16 protein-coding genes and 1 pseudogene are annotated in these 18433 nt (G+C 38.6%); 9 read left to right on the top strand and 8 right to left on the bottom strand.

Annotated features, from left to right (window positions below; genetic code table 11):
• Window positions 1-76: 76 nt before the first annotated feature.
• Both nikR and nadD read left to right on the top strand, forming a co-directional pair.
• A complete protein-coding gene (gene nikR / locus HPSH112_RS06625) occupies window positions 77-523 on the top strand; it encodes a nickel-responsive transcriptional regulator NikR (RefSeq protein WP_000380817.1) in 447 nt (148 codons plus the stop codon).
• The gene (nadD, locus tag HPSH112_RS06620; RefSeq protein WP_014662283.1) at window positions 516-1031 is read left to right on the top strand and encodes a nicotinate (nicotinamide) nucleotide adenylyltransferase; all 516 of its coding nucleotides are present in this window, start codon (window positions 516-518) and stop codon (window positions 1029-1031) included. The genes nikR and nadD overlap by 8 nt, the downstream gene beginning before the upstream one ends.
• On the opposite strand, the gene HPSH112_RS06615 is transcribed toward nadD, so the two are convergent.
• Window positions 1028-1789, bottom strand: coding sequence for a J domain-containing protein (locus tag HPSH112_RS06615; RefSeq protein WP_001062449.1), 762 nt, complete (start codon window positions 1787-1789; stop codon window positions 1028-1030). The two genes, nadD and HPSH112_RS06615, sit on opposite strands and share 4 nt — an antisense overlap.
• 138 nt (window positions 1790-1927) lie before the next feature.
• Here HPSH112_RS06615 and mnmA point away from each other — a divergent pair, with 138 nt between their 5' ends.
• Entirely contained in the window at window positions 1928-2956 is a 1029-nt protein-coding gene (gene mnmA, locus HPSH112_RS06610; RefSeq protein WP_000686262.1) for a tRNA 2-thiouridine(34) synthase MnmA, read from the top strand.
• A gap of 60 nt (window positions 2957-3016) precedes the next feature.
• On the opposite strand, the gene HPSH112_RS06605 is transcribed toward mnmA, so the two are convergent.
• On the bottom strand, window positions 3017-3706 hold the full coding sequence (locus HPSH112_RS06605) for an NYN domain-containing protein (protein ID WP_000039546.1): 690 nt from the start codon (window positions 3704-3706) through the stop codon (window positions 3017-3019).
• Window positions 3707-3913: 207 nt separating this feature from the next.
• Window positions 3914-5044 carry a hypothetical protein gene (locus HPSH112_RS06600; RefSeq protein WP_001210164.1) on the bottom strand — a complete coding sequence of 377 codons (1131 nt, stop codon included), beginning with the start codon at window positions 5042-5044 and terminating at the stop codon, window positions 3914-3916.
• A gap of 124 nt (window positions 5045-5168) precedes the next feature.
• Between HPSH112_RS06600 and dnaJ the strand changes: the two genes are divergently transcribed.
• Genes dnaJ through HPSH112_RS06585 form a run of 3 tightly spaced genes read left to right on the top strand, consistent with a single transcriptional unit; the run spans window position 5169 to window position 7310 of the window.
• Complete coding sequence (gene dnaJ, locus HPSH112_RS06595; RefSeq protein ID WP_000423861.1) at window positions 5169-6278, top strand: molecular chaperone DnaJ; 1110 nt, start codon at window positions 5169-5171, stop codon at window positions 6276-6278.
• A 10-nt stretch (window positions 6279-6288) separates the two neighbouring features.
• The gene (gene azlC, locus HPSH112_RS06590) at window positions 6289-6975 is read left to right on the top strand and encodes an azaleucine resistance protein AzlC (RefSeq protein ID WP_000543680.1); all 687 of its coding nucleotides are present in this window, start codon (window positions 6289-6291) and stop codon (window positions 6973-6975) included.
• The gene (locus HPSH112_RS06585; RefSeq protein WP_000928542.1) at window positions 6969-7310 is read left to right on the top strand and encodes a branched-chain amino acid transporter permease; all 342 of its coding nucleotides are present in this window, start codon (window positions 6969-6971) and stop codon (window positions 7308-7310) included. Before azlC ends, HPSH112_RS06585 begins: the two co-directional genes overlap by 7 nt.
• Before the next feature lie 3 nt (window positions 7311-7313).
• Here the strand turns inward: HPSH112_RS06585 and HPSH112_RS06580 are convergent, their stop codons facing one another.
• From HPSH112_RS06580 to crdA, 4 genes are read right to left on the bottom strand one after another with little or no spacing between them, the layout of a single operon-like run.
• Entirely contained in the window at window positions 7314-10427 is a 3114-nt protein-coding gene (locus HPSH112_RS06580; RefSeq protein ID WP_000570422.1) for an efflux RND transporter permease subunit, read from the bottom strand.
• The gene (locus tag HPSH112_RS06575) at window positions 10428-11435 is read right to left on the bottom strand and encodes an efflux RND transporter periplasmic adaptor subunit (protein ID WP_000822207.1); all 1008 of its coding nucleotides are present in this window, start codon (window positions 11433-11435) and stop codon (window positions 10428-10430) included.
• Window positions 11432-12670 (bottom strand): copper resistance outer membrane protein CrdB, encoded by a 1239-nt coding sequence (crdB, locus tag HPSH112_RS06570; RefSeq protein WP_000948250.1) that lies wholly within the window; start codon window positions 12668-12670, stop codon window positions 11432-11434. The genes HPSH112_RS06575 and crdB overlap by 4 nt, the downstream gene beginning before the upstream one ends.
• A gap of 4 nt (window positions 12671-12674) precedes the next feature.
• Window positions 12675-13052 (bottom strand): copper resistance determinant CrdA, encoded by a 378-nt coding sequence (gene crdA / locus HPSH112_RS06565; protein ID WP_000731572.1) that lies wholly within the window; start codon window positions 13050-13052, stop codon window positions 12675-12677.
• Between the two features lie 175 nt (window positions 13053-13227).
• Here crdA and fumC point away from each other — a divergent pair, with 175 nt between their 5' ends.
• The 3 genes and pseudogenes from fumC (at window position 13228) to HPSH112_RS06550 (ending at window position 17872) form a co-directional block, all read left to right on the top strand.
• On the top strand, window positions 13228-14619 hold the full coding sequence (gene fumC / locus HPSH112_RS06560; protein ID WP_001160564.1) for a class II fumarate hydratase: 1392 nt from the start codon (window positions 13228-13230) through the stop codon (window positions 14617-14619).
• 3 nt (window positions 14620-14622) lie between these two features.
• A pseudogene (locus HPSH112_RS06555) lies at window positions 14623-17261 on the top strand (P-loop NTPase).
• Window positions 17258-17872, top strand: coding sequence for a ribonuclease HII (locus tag HPSH112_RS06550; protein ID WP_000600328.1), 615 nt, complete (start codon window positions 17258-17260; stop codon window positions 17870-17872). The pseudogene HPSH112_RS06555 and the gene HPSH112_RS06550 overlap by 4 nt, the downstream one beginning before the upstream one ends.
• Here the strand turns inward: HPSH112_RS06550 and HPSH112_RS06545 are convergent.
• A complete protein-coding gene (locus HPSH112_RS06545; protein ID WP_000992747.1) occupies window positions 17846-18427 on the bottom strand; it encodes a hypothetical protein in 582 nt (193 codons plus the stop codon). The genes HPSH112_RS06550 and HPSH112_RS06545 overlap by 27 nt on opposite strands.
• Between the last annotated feature and the right edge of the window lie 6 nt (window positions 18428-18433).

The raw sequence follows: 18433 nt of genomic DNA, 5'->3' as shown, positions 1-18433 counted from the left end.
GTTAATTTTAAATCAATTCAATAATACTAGCATGAGCGACTTTTAACAGACTTATGCCAAAAAAGGATTTTTCTCAATGGATACACCCAATAAAGACGATTCAATCATCCGCTTTTCGGTTTCTTTGCAACAAAATTTATTAGACGAATTAGACAACCGCATCATTAAAAACGGCTATTCTTCTCGTTCAGAATTAGTGCGCGACATGATCAGAGAAAAATTAGTAGAATACAATTGGGCAGAAGATAACCCTAATGATGAGAGCAAAATCGCCGTGCTTGTGGTGATTTATGATCACCACCAAAGGGAATTAAACCAGCGCATGATAGACATTCAGCATGCCAGCGGGACGCATGTTTTATGCACCACGCACATTCATATGGACGCGCATAATTGTTTAGAGACGATCATTCTACAAGGCAATTCGCTTGAAATCCAACGCTTGCAATTAGAAATCGGAGGGCTTAGGGGGGTTAAATTCGCTAAATTGACCAAGGCGTCTAGCTTTGAATGCAATGAATAGCGTCTTAAAATACAAAGAATTAGCGCTCTATGGAGGGAGTTTTGATCCCTTACACAAGGCTCATTTAGCCATTATTGATCAAACTTTAGAATTATTGCCATTTGCCAAGCTCATTGTCTTACCCGCTTATCAAAACCCTTTCAAAAAGCCATGTTTTTTGGACGCGCAAACCCGTTTTAAGGAATTAGAAAGAGCTTTAAAGGGAATAGACAGGGTGCTATTGAGCGATTTTGAAATCAAGCAAGAAAGGGCCGTGCCTACGATAGAAAGCGTGATTCATTTTCAAAAACTCTACCGCCCTAAAACGCTTTATTTAGTCATAGGGGCGGATTGCTTAAGGCATCTTTCTTCTTGGACTAACGCTAAAGAGCTTTTAAAAAGGGTGGAATTAGTGGTTTTTGAAAGGATTGGCTATGAAGAGATCCAATTTAAGGGGCGTTATTTCCCTTTAAAAGGCATTGATGTGCCGATTTCTTCTAGCGCGATTAGGACCAGTTTAGGGGTTTAAGCGTGTTTTTTAATGTGGCGGTAGGCTTCTTGAATGATAGCGAAGCGTTTGGCATAAAGAGCCTTTTTTTCTTTAAGATCGCATAAATCAGGGTGGTAGGTTTTAGCCAACTCTAAATAGCGCTTTTTCACCTCGCTGAAATTTTCATGCTTGATAAAACCTAGTGTTTTATAGCACTCTCTTAATTTGCGCTCAGCCAAGGTGGTGTAGCTGTCTTTACCAAAGCCATTAGGATAGATGAAATGCAAGCATGCGTTATGGACGATTCTATTTTCATTGAGCGTTACAATGAGTTCCCAAAAACGCTCTGAATCGCCTCTTATATGCAATTCATCTTGGGTTTCTAAAAACACATAGCCGCTAAATTTTTGGCGTAAAAACCGCTTGGCGATAGGGTGCTTGGTGATAAAAAGCGCGTATTCTGCCCCAAAGGTTAAAACTTTCACTTCTATTTTTTCTAAAAGCGTGTTTTGAGCTATGATTTTGATGCGTATGGGCAAGTGGCTTTTTTGTAAAATCTCTTCTAATGAATATTGGCTAATATCTTTTTCATGCGCGCATTCAAGGGCATGATAGACCCAATTAAGCAAGTAGTTTTTTTTAAAGCATTCCGTGTCGTTTAAGATGAGTAACGATGAAGAGAGCATGTGGCACTGGCTGAAATGCTTTTTAGCGTAGTTTAAAACTTTTTTCAATAAGGGTTGGCTGTTAGGGAGCGCGATTTGCGTGAATTTGGCTAACAATTCAATTTTGGCCATTGCCCTTATTTTCTCCATGCGTTTTGATGCGATTTTTAAAAATCTTTAGGTATTTTAGCATGCCAATGGTTAAAAAAGGTGGTTATGAATGGTTTTTGCGCTAGACTACGAGCCATAACATTTAATGAAAGATTAGAAATGAAAATAGCGGTATTACTCAGTGGGGGGGTGGATAGCTCTTATAGCGCTTATAGCTTAAAAGAGCAAGGGCATGAATTAGTGGGGATTTATTTAAAACTCCATGCGAGCGAAAAAAAGCATGATTTATACATTAAAAACGCTCAAAAAGCATGCGAGTTTTTAGGCATTCCTTTAGAGGTGTTGGATTTTCAAAAGGATTTTAAAAGCGCGGTTTATGATGAATTTATCAGCGCTTATGAAGAAGGGCAAACCCCTAACCCATGCGCGTTGTGCAACCCTTTAATGAAATTTGGGCTAGCTTTAGATCACGCTTTAAAATTAGGGTGTGAAAAGATCGCTACGGGGCATTATGCGAGAGTCAAAGAAATTGACAAGGTAAGCTATATTCAAGAGGCTTTGGATAAAACTAAAGATCAGAGCTATTTTTTATACGCTTTAGAGCATGAAGTTATCGCTAAATTGGTGTTCCCTTTAGGGGATTTGTTAAAAAAGGATATTAAGCCTTTAGCCTTGAATGCGATGCCTTTTTTAGGCACTCTAGAGACTTATAAAGAATCTCAAGAAATCTGCTTTGTGGAAAAAAGCTACATTGACACTTTAAAAAAGCATGTTGAAGTGGAAAAAGAGGGCGTGGTGAAAAACCTACAAGGCGAAATCATTGGCACGCATAAGGGCTACATGCAATACACGATTGGCAAACGCAAAGGCTTTAGTGTTAAAGGCGCGTTAGAGCCGCATTTTGTGGTGGGGATTGACGCTAAAAAGAACGAGTTAATTGTGGGCAAAAAAGAAGATTTAGCCACGCATTCGCTTAAGGCTAAAAACAAATCTTTAACGAAAGATTTTAAAAATGGCGAATATTCTATCAAGGCTCGTTACAGGAGCGTGCCTACTAAAGCATTTGTGAGTTTGAAAGATGAGGCGATTGAGGTGGAGTTTGAAGAGCCTTTTTATGGCGTGGCTAAAGGGCAAGCCTTAGTCGTTTATAAAGATGACATCTTGCTTGGCGGGGGCGTGATTGTTTAAAAATTAAAAAACTAAGAGATACGCCTTTTGGCAGTCTCTTAATGCTTTATTGAATGGGCGTTATTGTTGTTGTTTTTTAAATTGTGACAATCTGGTGGTCAAATAATCAATATGCTCTTTTAGATCTTCTCTAATAGGTTTTCCCATAGGATCAAGAGTGAAAATGATACCTTCAACTCGAGCAAGTTTTGCAGCAGGGACAAAATCGCTATCGCCAGAAATTAAAACAATTTTCTGCACTAATTTTTTCAACGCTAAAGTGGCTATATCAAGCCCTATCTTCATATCAACGCCCTTTTGCTTTGCGTGATAGATAAAATCATCATCTGTAAAATCTGTTATACATATTTTTCCCTTAAAAAGTTTCTTTTCTTTTTTTTGATCACGAATGACCCATCTAGCGTTGTTTGCGTCAAGATACCCCAACCTTAACGCCAAGCAAGGTTTGGAAATTAAGTGTTTGTGTAACTCTTTCCTTTCTTTATAGGTTGAGCTTTTGGATAGATCTAGATCTCTTTGAGTGCGTGGATAATGAACCTTTTTCTCTAATGGCTTGCAATCGTAAAAAAATATGCGGTATAGTTCTTCATTCTCTTTATTAATATGCCTTAGGCAATAAGTATGAATATTGTGTGCTAATTTTTTTGGGTTAAGATCTTTATATTCGTCATCAGACTTCTTCTTAAGATGAGATTTGTAACATCTTATAAAAAAGTCTCCATCTACAAGTATAGCTACTTTTTTTGACATTCTAAAATCCTAATGAGTATAAGAGTCCGCTCCTTTCAACCCTTTCAATATTGGGCGACAAGAAACGGATAAAGAATATCTAGGGTTCGCACTTGTATTCTATAGGTTCACAAGGGTCGTGGGATCTCTTAATGAAAGAGAAAGAGATCCTTCCTAGAAGTTATACCCTTATTTTACTCTAATCGTTTTTGCTTGTCAAGTATTGTCCTACTCCCGCTTAAAATTTTCAAAGCTAGGGAATCCATGCGGATCTAAGCGGATATTTTTAATAAGGGCTTTCCCATCGCTCAAACCACCGCTCGCATTGAAGGGCTTTTTAGTCTGTTGTTGGGCTAAAAGGGCTAAAACTTTGGCGTTTAACGCCATGGTTTCATTCAAAAACGCCATTTGCTCACTCAATTCGCTTAAAAATTCTACATTCAAGGTTTTTAGCGTATGCTCGTAATTGGCTAAGATTAGAGCATGCTTTTCTTTATTATTTTTAGCGTTTTTTAGTTCTTTATCTCGCTCTATGAGGGCATTTTGGTAGCGTTGGCGCAATTCTTTAGCGCATGATTTTAGATTTTCTTTATCGCATAAAAAATGCGTTTTTAAAGTTTCTAGGCGTTTTTCCAAGGGTAAAAAGGTTTTTAGGGCGTCTTCTTTAGCTTGGATTTGGCTTTGAAGCTTGTTTTTAAATTTTTTCAAACGCATGGCTTTATAGGCTTGAAAATCATGGTTTTTAAGAGCGTTGTATTCTAGGGTTTTGTTATGGGATTGTTGGTTATGGGCTTGGTTTTCTAAAACTTGATCGCATAAGGCGTTTAAAGCGCTCATCAAATCCAATCGTGAGAGCAAACGGGCGAGTTTGGGCTCTTTGAGTAAGAAAAGGGCGTTGTTTTGCTCTTGGACTTCTAAAGCGTTTGAAGCCTCTTCTAAATTCTTAACGCCGCTCAAATAGGGGCAATGCTCTTGCAAAAAAAGCGTTTGGGATTCTTCTATTAAGCGTTCTTGCTCCATCCTCTCTTTTAAGCGTTTTTCTAAAGCTTGTAATTTTTCTAATTCCAAAGCGCTTTGTTTCAATAGCGCATCAGTGTCCATAAGGCGGATTTGGCTGGCGTTAAAAAAACGCCTCTGGCTATTTAGGGTGCTGTTAGCTTTTTTGATTTCTTTAAGCTGATCTTGGTTGTTGGAAAGCACGCTTTGATAGATTCTTAAACTTTCATTGAGTTTATAAAGCATGTCTGAAAGCTGTTCGTTAGAGCGCGAGAGCTTGGCGTTAGTTTGAGAATCAAAAGTCATCATTATCTGTGCGTTTGAAAAGGTTAGAAAAAATAAGAAAAAGCAAAAAAATCTCATGGGGTTATCTTTATTACTATAGTTTCATCGTGTTATTTTATCTAAGTTTTGGCATGCATAAAAACACGCAAACCCACCGCTTTTAAGATAAAATAAGCGTTTTGATGCCATTTTTGGAGCGATCGTGGAATTGAGTTATTATGAAATTTTAGAAGTGGAAAAACACAGCAACCAAGAGACCATTAAAAAGTCTTACAGAAAGCTGGCTTTAAAATACCACCCAGACAGAAACGCCGGCGATAAAGAAGCCGAAGAAAAGTTCAAGCTCATCAATGAAGCCTATGGGGTGTTAAGCGATGAAAAGAAACGAGCCTTATACGATAGGTATGGTAAAAAAGGCTTAAACCAAGCCGGCGCGAGCCAGAGCGATTTTTCTGATTTTTTTGAAGATTTAGGCTCGTTTTTTGAAGACGCTTTTGGCTTTGGCGCTAGAGGGAGTAAAAGGCAAAAAAGCTCTATCGCGCCGGATTATTTGCAAATTATTGAATTGAGTTTTAAAGAAGCGGTTTTTGGCTGTAAAAAAACCATTAAGGTCCAATACCAGAGCGTTTGTGAGAGTTGCGATGGCACGGGCGCTAAAGACAAAGCCCTAGAAACTTGCAAACAATGCAACGGGCAGGGGCAAGTGTTTATGCGTCAAGGTTTTATGAGTTTTGCGCAAACTTGTGGGGCGTGTAAAGGCAAGGGCAAAACCATTAAAACCCCATGCCAAGCGTGTAAGGGTAAAACCTATATGCTTAAAGATGAAGAAATTGATGCGATGATCCCTGAGGGCATTGATGATCAAAACCGCATGGTGCTTAAAAATAAAGGCAATGAATACGAGAAGGGAAAAAGAGGGGATTTGTATTTAGAAGCGCGAGTCAAAGAAGATGAGCATTTCAAGCGCGAAGGCTGTGATTTGTTCATTGAAGCGCCGGTATTTTTCACCACTATCGCTTTAGGGCATACGATTAAAGTGCCGTCTTTAAAAGGGGACGAATTGGAATTAAAAATCCCTAGAAACGCCAAAGACAGGCAGACTTTTGCGTTTAGAAACGAGGGCGTGAAACACCCAGAAAGCTCTTATAGAGGGAGTTTGATCGTGGAATTGCAAGTGATTTACCCTAAAAGTTTGAATAAAGAACAGCAAGAGTTATTGGAAAAGTTGCATGCGAGTTTTGGCTATGAGAGCGAGCCGCATAAAAGCGTTTTAGAAACTTGTATTTCTAAAATTAAAGACTGGTTCAAATGAAAGGTTGTTGATGCATGATTTTCTAAAAGCCTTTAAAGACGCTTTCCCTCATACCATTTCTATCTTTTTAGGGTATTTGCTTATGGGAATGACTTTTGGGGTGCTTTTAGACCAGCATGGCTATGATTATAAAGTGGCCTTGTTCATGTCGTTATTCATCTACGCTGGGGCGGTGCAATTTGTAGCGATCACGCTTTTAAGCGCGCAAGCGAGCTTGATGAATGTCGTTATTGTGAGCTTGTTGGTGAATGCGAGACAGACTTGTTATGCGCTTTCTATGCTAGACAGATTTAAAAACACCCAATGGCGTTTGCCCTATTTAGCGCATGCGCTCACGGATGAAACCTTTGCTCTATTGAATTTATACGCTCCTAAAGAGGGGGTTAGTGAAAAAGACTTTATTTTTAGCATTTCCTTACTCAACCACTCTTATTGGATTTTTGGCTCGTTGGTGGGTTCGTTGGTGGGAACGCATTTTTCTTTTGACACTCAAGGCATGGAATTTGTGATGACAGCGATTTTTATCGTGCTGTTTATGGAGCAATACAAACGAAACACAAACCACAAAAACGCATGGCTTGGGATTTTTATTGCGGTTGTTTGTTTAGCGCTCTTTGGGACTGAATACTTTTTGCTCATCGCTTTAGTTTTAATGGTGCTTGCTCTTATTTTGTTTAGAAAGCAGTTAGAATGTTAATGCATTCTATACTCATTATTTTAGTCATCATATTAACGACTTATTTCACGCGCATCTGGCCTTTTATGGTGTTTAACGCTAAAAACCCGCCCAACGACTTTGTGCGTTATTTGGGTAGGGCTTTATCATGCTCAGTGATAGGCATGCTCGTGGTTTATTGTTTTAAAGACATTCAAATTTTAAAACCCCCTTATGGGATTAATGAAATCATCGCTTTTTTATCCGTTATCCTTTTGCACCGCATTTTTAAGGTGTTTGTTTTAAGTATCACGCTCCCTACCATTCTTTATATGGTTTTAGTCCAAAGCCATGCGTTAGAAAAGGCTTTTTTTTAATTCTTAAAATGATGTTTGATTGCTTTTAACCCTAGCGTTTTTAATCACAAAATACGCCGTAGGGATAATAAAAAGCGTTAAAACAACGCTGCTTATCATGCCTCCTAGCATGGGCGCAGCGATGGATTTCATGATCTCACTTCCTGTGCCATGGCTATACATGATCGGAATGAGTGAAGCTAGAATGCTAAAAAAGGTCATAAGCTTGGGCCTTACCCTAAGCACCGCCCCATGCATGATGGCCTCTTTTAAAGCGGCACTGTTTTGCTCTTTTAAAGGGGTTTTGATGAATTTTTGAAACGCGTCTTCTAAATAAATAATCATCACAATAGCCGTTTCGCTCGCTACCCCTAAAAGGGCTAAAAAGCCCACTAACGCCGCCACGCTCATGTTAAAGCCCATGATATTCATAAAAATTAACCCCCCCAAAAACGCAAAAGGCAGAGTGAAAAAGCATAGTAAGGAATTAGTGAGATTCTTTAAAGCAAAGACAATTAAAATAAAAATGATAAACACGCTCACCGGCACGATGTATTGTAAGGTTTTAAACGCTTCTTCTAAATACTGGCTCTCACCGCTAAATTCATAATAATACCCGCTGGGCAATTTGATTTTTTCTAGCGCTTTTTGAGCCAGTTGTCTGTAGGTATCAGAGCTGATATTGGCTTGGGGCACAATATAAATAAAATTCACATTCAAGCCCTTTTCGCTCTTTAACACCGCCGGCGAGTTGTCGTAATAGACATGGGCTAACTCCCTTAAGGGCATGTAATTGTAAGCGGTTTTGACGTAGAGGTTTTGTAATCTTTCAATGGTGTTTCTTTCTGTGTCTTCTAAGCGTAAAGAAATGGGGTAATTTTCTACGCCCTTAATCATGGTAGTGAGCGTGGCTCCGCCCAAAGCGAATTTAATCGTGTCTAACACGGCGTTTTTATTGATGCCATAACGAGCCAGATTTTCATCGTTCAAATCCAGCGTGATGTAGTAGCCATTATTGGATCGCTCCGCAAAGACGGACAAACTCTCTTTTAGGGTTTTGAGCTGTTGTTCCATAAGGATCGCTAATTCTTGTAATTTATCCGTGTCATTACCATAGAGCTTGATGCCTAGGGGCGTTCTAATCCCGGTTAAGAGCATGTCCGTTCTCCCACGAATGGGGTAAGTCCATGAATTGGTCAAGCCTTTTAATTGCAAGGTTTTTTCTAATTTATCCCTAACTTCTTTATAGCTGAGCTTTTCTTTCCATTCGTTTTGCGGCTTTAATTCAATGTAGGTTTCTATCATGGCTAAACCGGCAGCATCGGTGCTGGTGTTAGCGCGCCCCACTTTACCAAAAACTTGTTTGACAAAATCCAATCGCTTGATAGCGCTATTACTTTTTTTCAAATATTCTAAAGCGGTGTCAATGCCCACGCCATTAATGGTTACAGGCATATACATCACTACCCCTTCATTGATTTGGGGGATAAATTCCCAGTTGAGTTTTTGATACGCTACATACAAGCCCCCTAAACCCACAACGCTCGCTATTAAAAAAGCGTATCTGAACTTAAGCACAACATTCAAGCTTACGCCATAAATTTTCATGAAGAAAGCGTTAATAGGGTTTTTAGACTCTTCTAAAATCCGCCCTTTAATGAGCCATACCATTAAAATAGGGACCATGGTGATAGAAAGCAAGGCTCCTACTAGCATGGCAAAGGTTTTGGTGTAAGCTAAAGGGGCAAAAAGCTTTTCTTCTTGACCGGTGAGCGCGAAAATAGGCAAGAAAGAAACCACGATAATCATTAAAGCAAAAAATATCGCGCCTCCCACATGCTTAACCCCTTGCATGATGGCATTAACCCTTTGAGCGTTGTCTTTTGTATCAATGTGTTGCAGATGCTTGTGCGCGTTTTCTACCATCACAATAGCCGCATCCACCATCGCCCCTATAGCGATCGCAATGCCCCCTAAACTCATAATGCTCGCTTCAATATTGAAATAACGCATGAGCAAGAAACTAATGCACACGCTTAAAGGCAGAGTGATAATCACCACTAAAGCGCTCCTGAAATGCAGTAAAAAAATCGCAATAATAACTAATACAATCACGCTTTCTTCTATGAGCGTGTGGATTAAGTTGTCAATGCCTTTTTCAATCAATTCGCTCCTGTCATACACGCTAGTGATTTTCACATCAGGGTTACTCGCTTGTAAGGTGGCGATTTTTTCTTTAATGGCTTTAAGCACCTTATAAGTGTCAGCGTGATAGCGCACCATAACAATCCCCCCCACCACTTCCTTATCGCCATTAAGGTTGGCAGCCCCTCGGCGTGGTTTTGGCGTTAGCCTAACGCTGGCTATATCTTTGATTTTTAAAGGGATAGCCCCTTCTTTTTTAACCACAATTTCTTCTAAATCCTTCAAAGATTGGATATAGCCATGCGATCTTATAATTTTTTCAAACCCGTTTTCTAAAATAACGCCCCCACCGGTATCGTTATTGGAATTTTTAATCGCGTTAGCGACTTGCTCTAAACTCAAGTTATAACGGATCAAAGAATCGTTTTGAAGCGTTACTTCATAATCCTTCACAAAGCCCCCCACGCTTGCGACCTCACTCACCCCATCAACCCCCAAAAGCGCATAGCGGTAATAAAAATCTTGCAAGACTTTCAAATCGCTTAAATTCTTGCTATCGCTAGATAGAGCGTATTGATACGCCCAGCCAATAGAAGTGGAATCGCTCCCTATTTCCACTTTAGCGTCCTTAGGCAGATTGAGCGCTCTGTTTAATTGCTCTAAAACCCTATCTCTAGCCCAATACAAATTGACGCCGTCTTTAAAAATGATGTAAATCAGGCCGCTTTCATAGCTAGAAATCCCCCTGACCGTGTCAATGTTAGCGATACTCATGAAAGTAGAAACTAATGGGTAAGTAACCTGCTCTTGCACGATTTTAGGGCTTTGATTGGGGTAAGTGATTTGCACGACCACTTGAGCGGGGCTTAAATCCGGCAAAGCGTCTAAACGGACGCTTTTTATCGCCCACAAAGAGGCTAAAAAAATGAGCAGAGTGACTAAAGTGGTAAGGAGTTTGTTTTTAACGCTTAAATCAATGATTTTTTCTATCATTCAATAATCCCCATTGTTTTGAGCGTCAGCGTCTAGCACGAATAAAGCGTTATTAGCGACTTCTTCGCCCGCTTTTAAACCCTCTAAAATTTCATAACTCCCATCGCTCAAGCGAACGGCTTTAATTTCTAACGGGCTTAAGCCAAAATCATCTTTTTTAAACACGATAGCTTTCCCCCCTTTAATCAAAACCGCTTCTTTAGGCAGGATCTTCATTTTTTGTGGTTTTTGAAAGATTTCTACTTGAGCGAACATGTTAGGGTAATAAAGCTGTTTAGCATTAGGCACATTGAAGCGCGCTTCTAGCATTTTATCTTCTTTGTTTATGATAGGGTTGATGTTTTCAAGCGTGATTTCTTGCCCGCCTTTAACCCCTTCTACAAACAAGATCGCTTTATGCGTGTTTTTTAAAAACTCTAAATCCTCTTGATTGACTTTAACAAGCGCCCACAATTGGCTTAAATCTATGATTTGAAACAACTCTTGCCCTTTTTTAATGAAACTCCCCTCATTGAGATTGGGGCTTTTTTTAAAAATAACGCCGTTGAAGTGAGAGTAAATAGTCATTTCATTTTGGACTTTATGAGCGCTGATAATTCTTTCAATGCTGGAGTTTTCTAGCCCTAATAGTTTTAATTTTTCTTTAATCGCTCCCACTTGTTGGTTGAATTTCAATGATGATAGCAATTCGCTTTGAGCGCTCACTAGTTCAGGGGAATACACGCTCAATAACCTATCGCCCTTTTTAATGGGGGTATAGGTTTTATTCGCATAAAGCTTTTCCACATAGCCATCAAAACGCAGGGTTTGAGAAAAAATCAGCGCTTCATTAGGCTGTAGGAGCGCGTAATAGCGCCGGCTTTGAGAAAATTCTTTTTCTATGACCTTAGTGGTGGGAATATTGAAACGGGTTTGGCTTTTAACTTCTTTAGTTTCTTGAGTTTTTTGAGCGTTAGCGAATAAGGGGCTAAAAAATAAAATCAAGGCTAACCATAAAATCCGTTTCATTCTAATCCTTTAAGGTTTTGTAAAGACAAATAAGCGCTATTTAAAGCGCTTAAGGTTTCAAGCTGGGTGATTTGGATAGTGATCTTGTCATTAAAAGCGTTGTAATAAGCGTTGTAATCGCCATTAGATTTCAAATCAAGCGCATAAATTTGCGCGATTTTTTCATTCTGCTTGATGATTTTATTGATCGATTCTAGGTTTTTTTGCAAGGTTTCTAATTTTTTAAGGAGTTTTAGGGCCAGATGGTGGGTTTTGTTTTTGGTGTTTTCCACTTCGCTTTTAAACACCAAGCTTTCTTTTTTCTTTTGCTCCACTAATTTGGCTTGCTTGCCGTAAATGGGTAAGGGGATAGACAAAGCGACGCTAAACATATCGTAGTTATAGTATTGTTTGGAGCGGAAATAATACACCCCGGTAACATTCACATCTTCTAAAAAGCTTTTTTTAGCCAAAGTGATGTCTTTTTGCGATTTTTCTTCATCAAGCCTAGCGATCGCAATATCGTAATTAGTGGCGCTAATGTTATGCAATTCTTGCTCCTTATTGAATTCAAAATTTTTAGGGGCAATGCTTAAAAGCTCGTTTTCTTTAAAAGTCAATTCACCCATGGAATAATGGCTGCCAGATAGCGCTTCTTCTAAATTGTTTTTTTTGATTTCTAATTGCGATTTTAAAATTTCTAGCTTGGCGATCGCTATTAAATTGGGCGAACTAGAATGGTTGGCTTGATAGAGGGTGTTTTCTAAATTTTTAATCGCTGTCTTTAAAAGCTCTATTTCTTGTTGGTTTTTATAATTTTCAATACCGCTTATCATTAAATTAATCGCTAATTGTTGCTTGGTTTTTTTAAGCTCTAATATCTTTTTTTGCTTTTCTAAATGGATCATTTTAGACTGCGTGAGTTTTTTACCATTTAAATCCACTTTTTGAGACAAGCCCACGCTCATGTTTTGCATCAAGGTGCTATCCAGCCTGAAAAAATCGCTCACATTAGCGTTGTTATAGCCTAAATACAAAATAGGGTTATCCCACTTGCTAACGGCTTTTTCTTGAGAACTTAAAGCGTCAATTTGCTCTTGTAAGGCTTGTATTTTTTGATTTTTAGAAAGGTATTTAGCCACAAAAGATTGGATCTCTAAATCTTTAGCAAAACCCAAACTAAAAAGCAGTAAAAAAGCGCTTAGAAGGCGTATTGAAACGCCCCTTTTATAAAACGCGCTCATAAAAGATAGCATGCTCTTATAAATCCAGGCTTGTTTTAGTGCGATAAACCTGACCCTCTTTAGATTTAATATCCACCCTCACCTGCCATGTCCCGTTCATAGAAAGATTGGTTTTAGCTTCATAAATGCCGTTCTTTTCACTCACTTGCGCCATTTCTTTCATCGCTGGCATGCCGGGCATTTCAGGCATCATAAACTGCACCCTAACGATAGCTTTTTCTAAAGCTTTACCTTTTAAAGTAGGGCTAAGCACGAAAGTGTTATCGCCTTTAATGGGGTTACCCACGGATTTGATTTTCACTTCCAAGTCATTCGCTTTTAGGGTTTGCTCCCATGCGTTTAAACTCATAACCCCCAATGCACTTATTAAAAATAAAGCGGCTAACTTTTTCATCGTTTTGACCTTTAAATTAAGATAACAAGAAAATTCTTGTTGCGGATGAATGATAACTTTCTTTCGTGTAAAAATTGTGGAAATTGTTTTTAAAAAAATTAGGGTTTTTAAGTAGAAGGTATAAGAGTTTATGCTATTTTTTTAAGGTTTTAAAATCAAATTTCAAAGGATTAGTATGCAATTTAGAATTGAACATGACACGATGGGCGAAATTCAAGTGAATGACAGCCAATACTGGGGAGCTCAAACGCAACGCAGTCTTGAAAACTTTAAAATCGGCACCGAAAAAATGCCTAAAGAACTCATTGGCGCGTTTGCCAAACTCAAAAGGAGTCTGGCGGTTGTCAATCACAAGTTAGGGAAATTAAGCCTAGAAAAATCCCAAGCCATTATCAAGGCGTGCGATTGCATTTTAAAAGGCGAGTTGTGCGGCGAGTTTCCCCTAGCGATATGGCAAACAGGGAGCGGGACTCAAACGAATATGAATCTCAATGAAGTCATTGCCAATAAGGCTACAGAAATTTTAGGGGGTAATTTCAGGGAGAAAAAACTCATCCACCCTAACGATGATGTGAACATGTCTCAAAGCTCCAACGACACTTTCCCTACCGCAATGCATATTGTGAGCGTGCTAGAAATCACGCGCAAGTTATTGCCCAGTTTAGAGAATCTGCTAAAGACCTTTAAAGACAAAAGCCAACAATTTAAAGAGATTGTCAAAATCGGGCGCACGCATTTACAAGACGCTACGCCTTTAACTTTGGGGCAAGAATTTAGCGGTTATGCGAGCATGTTAGAGCATTCTAAACAACAAATTTTAGAGAGTTTGGAGCATTTAAGAGAATTAGCCATAGGCGGGACTGCCGTAGGCACAGGGTTAAACGCTCATAAAGAATTGAGTGAAAAAGTGGCTGAAGAATTGAGCCAGTTTAGCGGCGTGAAATTCATTTCTGCGCCCAATAAGTTCCATGCGCTCACTAGCCATGACGCTATCGCTTATGCGCATGGGGCTTTTAAGGCTTTAGCGGCGAATTTAATGAAAATCGCTAACGATATTAGATGGCTTGCGAGCGGGCCGCGCTGTGGTTTGGGCGAGCTTAATATCCCTGAAAACGAGCCGGGCAGCTCTATTATGCCCGGTAAAGTCAATCCCACGCAATGCGAAGCGATGACAATGGTGGCCGTGCAAGTGATGGGGAATGATACCGCTATTGGCATTGCGGCCAGTCAGGGTAATTTTGAATTGAATGTGTTTAAACCGGTAATCATTTATAATTTCTTGCAAAGTTTAAGGCTGTTGAGCGACAGCATGGAAAGTTTTAATACCCATTGCGCAAGCGGTATTGAACCTAATAGAGAAAAGATTGATTATTACTTGCACCATTCTTTGATGCTAGTAACCGCCCTAAACCCGCATGTAGGCTATGAAAACGCCGCTAAAATCGCTAAAAACGCCCACAAAAAAGGCATTTCTTTAAAAGAAAGCGCGCTGGAATTGAAACTCTTGAGCGCTGAAGATTTTGACAAATTCGTGGTGCCTGAAAAGATGATCGGGCCTAATGCTTGAAACATGAATAAGGTCACGGATCAAGATTATAAAAAGTGGGCAAGAGAAATTGCGAGTGGGGGTGCTGTAGTGTTTTTTGGGACTGGCTTTTCAGCTGGTGCTACAGGGTTTGATGGTGAATTGCCCTTGGGTAATCAGCTAAGAGGTAAATTAGGTGAATTTTGTGGACTTAAGAGGGAGTATTATGAGACAAAAGATCTGAAAGATGTGGCTGAATACTGCCTACTTGAGAAATCTCGTCAAAAAATTGTTGAAAAATTAAAAGATATTTTTATGATCAAGCAACCAAAGGATGAACAAAAAGTTGTTGTAGGATGGCCATGGAAGAGCATTTACACGACAAATTACGATGACTTGATTTGTTATGCTGGCAAGCAAGTTGGTAAAAATATTGATACTTTAACGCTTGAAGACAATTTACCAAGTGAAGAATCTAGGAATTTTTGCTTACACATTAATGGTTGTGTGGAAAAATTGAAGCCAGAACACTTGGACAGTTCTTTTAAGTTGAGTCATTCTTCTTATGTTAATGGTGATGTTTTTGCAAATTCTTCGGAGTGGGAAAATAAGTTTAGAAAAGATCTGCAATATTCTGCTTTGGTGGTGTTTATGGGGTATTCTCTAGCAGATATGCCTATTGAGAGAATCTTACTTATGGAAATGGGGAATATGCGAGGGGAAGTTATTTTTGTGGTTGCAGATTCTAAAAAATACGATAAAGATCCTATAGGTGATAAAAAATTTGAAAGGTATGGGAAATTGCTTAGGATTGGTGTGGAATCTTTTGCAAACAAAATTTCAGAATGTTGGCCGCATGATACTAATTTAGGTTTTAACTATTTGGAAAAAATAATCATTTCTAATTCATTGGATGTCAATATTAGAGACAATGACCTAAAATTATTTTTTGAGCAAGGTAAGTTTAAAGATGGATGGTTACAAAATGAAGTTTTGCAGTATTTAAAAAATGGGCATCAGATTAGAAAAAGTCTTTTAGGTAAGGGATTCACTCTAGGAGATAAGATAACAGAAGGGGTAAAGGATAAAGATAGCTTGAAAAATCTTATTCGGTCAGATTATGTTCCTAAACTAATTCCTAGAAAAGAAGAAATTGATGAAGCTCAACGCGAATTAGCGCGAGATAGCGTAGGGATTTTAGGGGTGTTTGGTGAATTAGGGAGTGGGAAAACGATATTTTTAAGACAATTAGCAATAGCACTTGTTGAAAGTGGCAACTCAGTATTTTTTGTTAGGCATGGGGATTTTATTTCTCAAAAAGAAGAAATAGATACGCTACTAAGACAACTCAAAGATAGAGATGAGAAGGCTTATATTTTTATAGATTCTTATCTGAATCAGCCAGAGATTTCTCGATATATCGCTAAGAAAGTTAAAGAAACTCGTTGTGTCAAATTGATATTGGCAACAAGAGCTGTTGATTGGCATGGCGATGAGGACTACAAGGTTATTCAAGGAGATTCCCTAATAGAAATAGGACAGCTAAGCGATTGGGATCTGGGTGTTTTTGCACAGATTATTAGTTATCTTGGTTTGTGGTCGAGAGATTTGAGTGGAGAATCTTTTGGAAGACAAAAAGGGTATCTTCAAAGAAATTGCAATGCTGAAATGATGCTTATTTTATTGGATATCTTTAATTCTCAACATATTCACAACAAGCTAAAAGAAAATTTGGAAGATATTTTAAAAGAGAAACAAATAAAAAAGATATTGTTTGTTGTTTGTTTCTTACGTGTAGCGAGCATTACTAGTGGAGATATTGCACTTTTGGCGCATTTATTAGGAGATGATGGATTAGGAAAATTTAAGCCGCAATACATCAAACAATTTAGAGCTTTAAATTTATGGAATGATGGCGATTCTGGTTCTAGTATTCTAGCCTTATTTGTTTTGCACCGCATGTTCTCATACGATGAGATCACAAGGTATGCTTTTGAGATATTAAAAAGATCAAGGAATACAAAGAAAAATTACCAATTCAATCAAGAACATAGAGTCTATCTTAAACTATTGAATTATCACACTATGAGTCGTGTGTTTGGCAAAGAAAAAGATGGAGATAAGGATAATTTATATTTTTGCTTAACTACTATGATGATGCTAAAAGAGAGATTCCAAGTCTTGCGGAGGAACCTCAATTTTGGTTGCAATATGCAATGTGTCATATGCCAATAGGCAAGTTTAAAGAGGCACAAGACTATTTGAATCAAGCATATGGTAAGGCGAAGCAAAAAAATAAGCTCTACAATGTGGATTATATTGATAATCAGCAAGCTCGCTTATACATCTATCAAGGAACTAATGCTGAAGACAAAGAGGATGCGTTTAGGTTTTTCAAACAAGCTGTTGAGTTACTAGGAGAGCATAGAAAAGAAGATGAATATAAATACAGCATTATTGGAAGTTTTTGGGAATTTTTAGAAAAACATTTTTTGCATTTTGAAAAAAATAAGCAAGAAGTTATTCAGAAAGTTTTGGCGGATTATCATGAAAAGTTTTGTAGTTTTTGTGGGCAAGGTTCATGGTATAAACAAAAGATTATTGGGGGGTGCGAGAAGGTGTTTGAAAAGTATTTGCCTAATCTTGAAAAACCTAATCTCTCAAAAAATTTATCAAGCAAATGATTTTAGGCATTGATGAGGCGGGGAGGGGGTGTTTGGCCGGGTCGCTTTTTGTGGCTGGGGTGGTGTGTAGTGAAAAAACAGCCTTAGAGTTTTTAGAAATGGGTCTTAAGGATAGCAAGAAACTCAGCCCAAAAAAACGCTTTTTCTTAGAAGACAAAATCAAAACGCATGGCGAGGTCAAGTTTTGGGTGGTTAAAAAAAGCGCGAATGAAATTGATAACTTAGGCTTAGGGGCGTGTTTGAAGCTCGCTGTGCAAGAAATTTTAGAAAATGGCCGCTCTTTAGCCAATCAAATAAAAATAGACGGCAACACGGCGTTTGGTTTGAATAAACGCTACCCTAATATACAAACCATCATCAAGGGCGATGAAAAGATCGCTCAAATCGCTATGGCGTCTGTTTTAGCGAAAGCCTTTAAGGACAGAGAAATGCGACAATTGCACGCTTTGTTTAAGGAATACGGCTGGGATAAGAATTGCGGGTATGGGACTAAACAGCATATAGAAGCGATGATTAAGCTAGGGGCTACGCCTTTTCATCGGCATAGCTTCACGCTTAAAAACCGCTTGTTAAATCCCAAACTCTTAGATGTGGAACAACGCCTTGTTTAAAATGGCGCTGAGATTGGTAGCGCTTGTTGAAGAGATATTGATATGCTTTGCTTTAAAGTAAGCGATGAGATCTTCAGGCTGAATGAAAGGGAATTGCACCATAACATACACACGATGGTTGATGGCATCCACATACCTTTTAGCTAAAATGGATTTAGAGACTAACAAATCAACCACTCCAAACAGATTGTTGATAGATTGGTCTTTATCTTGAAACTCCTTATAAATGCGTTCTCGCACTTTCTTGGTCACTAAGAGAATCTCTAAAACGCCATAAGCGTTCATTTTAGCCCTTAAAAAAGCCACTTTTTCAGCGTTCTTTTCAGGGGGCAATTTGTCATCATAGGGGATGTAATTGTCGTAAAAATCGTTCCTCTTACCAAAAATTGAAGCCGATCCGACATATTGATTGGGCGGATTCTTGTCGTCAAAAAGATTGATTTTAAGCCAATCAGGGTAGTTAATCGTGTCTTTCAAACTCTTAGCATGCGCTGTTTGAGCGAAGAGGCCTAGGGATAACAAGGCGCAGAAACTTAATTTTTTCAATGCATTCATTATAAC

The organism is Helicobacter pylori Shi112 (assembly GCF_000277405.1).
Taxonomy (GTDB): Bacteria; Campylobacterota; Campylobacteria; order Campylobacterales; family Helicobacteraceae; genus Helicobacter; species Helicobacter pylori_C.
Note: the sequence above shows the minus strand (reverse complement) of the source record. Positions and strands in the feature narration are given on the sequence as shown.

Coding starts and splice junctions, on each gene's coding strand:
- nikR (WP_000380817.1), top strand. CDS start 77: ATGGATACACCCAATAAAGACGATTCAATCATCCGCTTTTCGGTTTCT.
- nadD (WP_014662283.1), top strand. CDS start 516: ATGAATAGCGTCTTAAAATACAAAGAATTAGCGCTCTATGGAGGGAGT.
- HPSH112_RS06615 (WP_001062449.1), bottom strand. CDS start 1,789: ATGGCCAAAATTGAATTGTTAGCCAAATTCACGCAAATCGCGCTCCCT.
- mnmA (WP_000686262.1), top strand. CDS start 1,928: ATGAAAATAGCGGTATTACTCAGTGGGGGGGTGGATAGCTCTTATAGC.
- HPSH112_RS06605 (WP_000039546.1), bottom strand. CDS start 3,706: ATGTCAAAAAAAGTAGCTATACTTGTAGATGGAGACTTTTTTATAAGA.
- HPSH112_RS06600 (WP_001210164.1), bottom strand. CDS start 5,044: ATGAGATTTTTTTGCTTTTTCTTATTTTTTCTAACCTTTTCAAACGCA.
- azlC (WP_000543680.1), top strand. CDS start 6,289: ATGCATGATTTTCTAAAAGCCTTTAAAGACGCTTTCCCTCATACCATT.
- HPSH112_RS06585 (WP_000928542.1), top strand. CDS start 6,969: ATGTTAATGCATTCTATACTCATTATTTTAGTCATCATATTAACGACT.
- HPSH112_RS06580 (WP_000570422.1), bottom strand. CDS start 10,427: ATGATAGAAAAAATCATTGATTTAAGCGTTAAAAACAAACTCCTTACC.
- HPSH112_RS06575 (WP_000822207.1), bottom strand. CDS start 11,435: ATGAAACGGATTTTATGGTTAGCCTTGATTTTATTTTTTAGCCCCTTA.
- crdB (WP_000948250.1), bottom strand. CDS start 12,670: ATGCTATCTTTTATGAGCGCGTTTTATAAAAGGGGCGTTTCAATACGC.
- crdA (WP_000731572.1), bottom strand. CDS start 13,052: ATGAAAAAGTTAGCCGCTTTATTTTTAATAAGTGCATTGGGGGTTATG.
- fumC (WP_001160564.1), top strand. CDS start 13,228: ATGCAATTTAGAATTGAACATGACACGATGGGCGAAATTCAAGTGAAT.
- HPSH112_RS06550 (WP_000600328.1), top strand. CDS start 17,258: ATGATTTTAGGCATTGATGAGGCGGGGAGGGGGTGTTTGGCCGGGTCG.
- HPSH112_RS06545 (WP_000992747.1), bottom strand. CDS start 18,427: ATGAATGCATTGAAAAAATTAAGTTTCTGCGCCTTGTTATCCCTAGGC.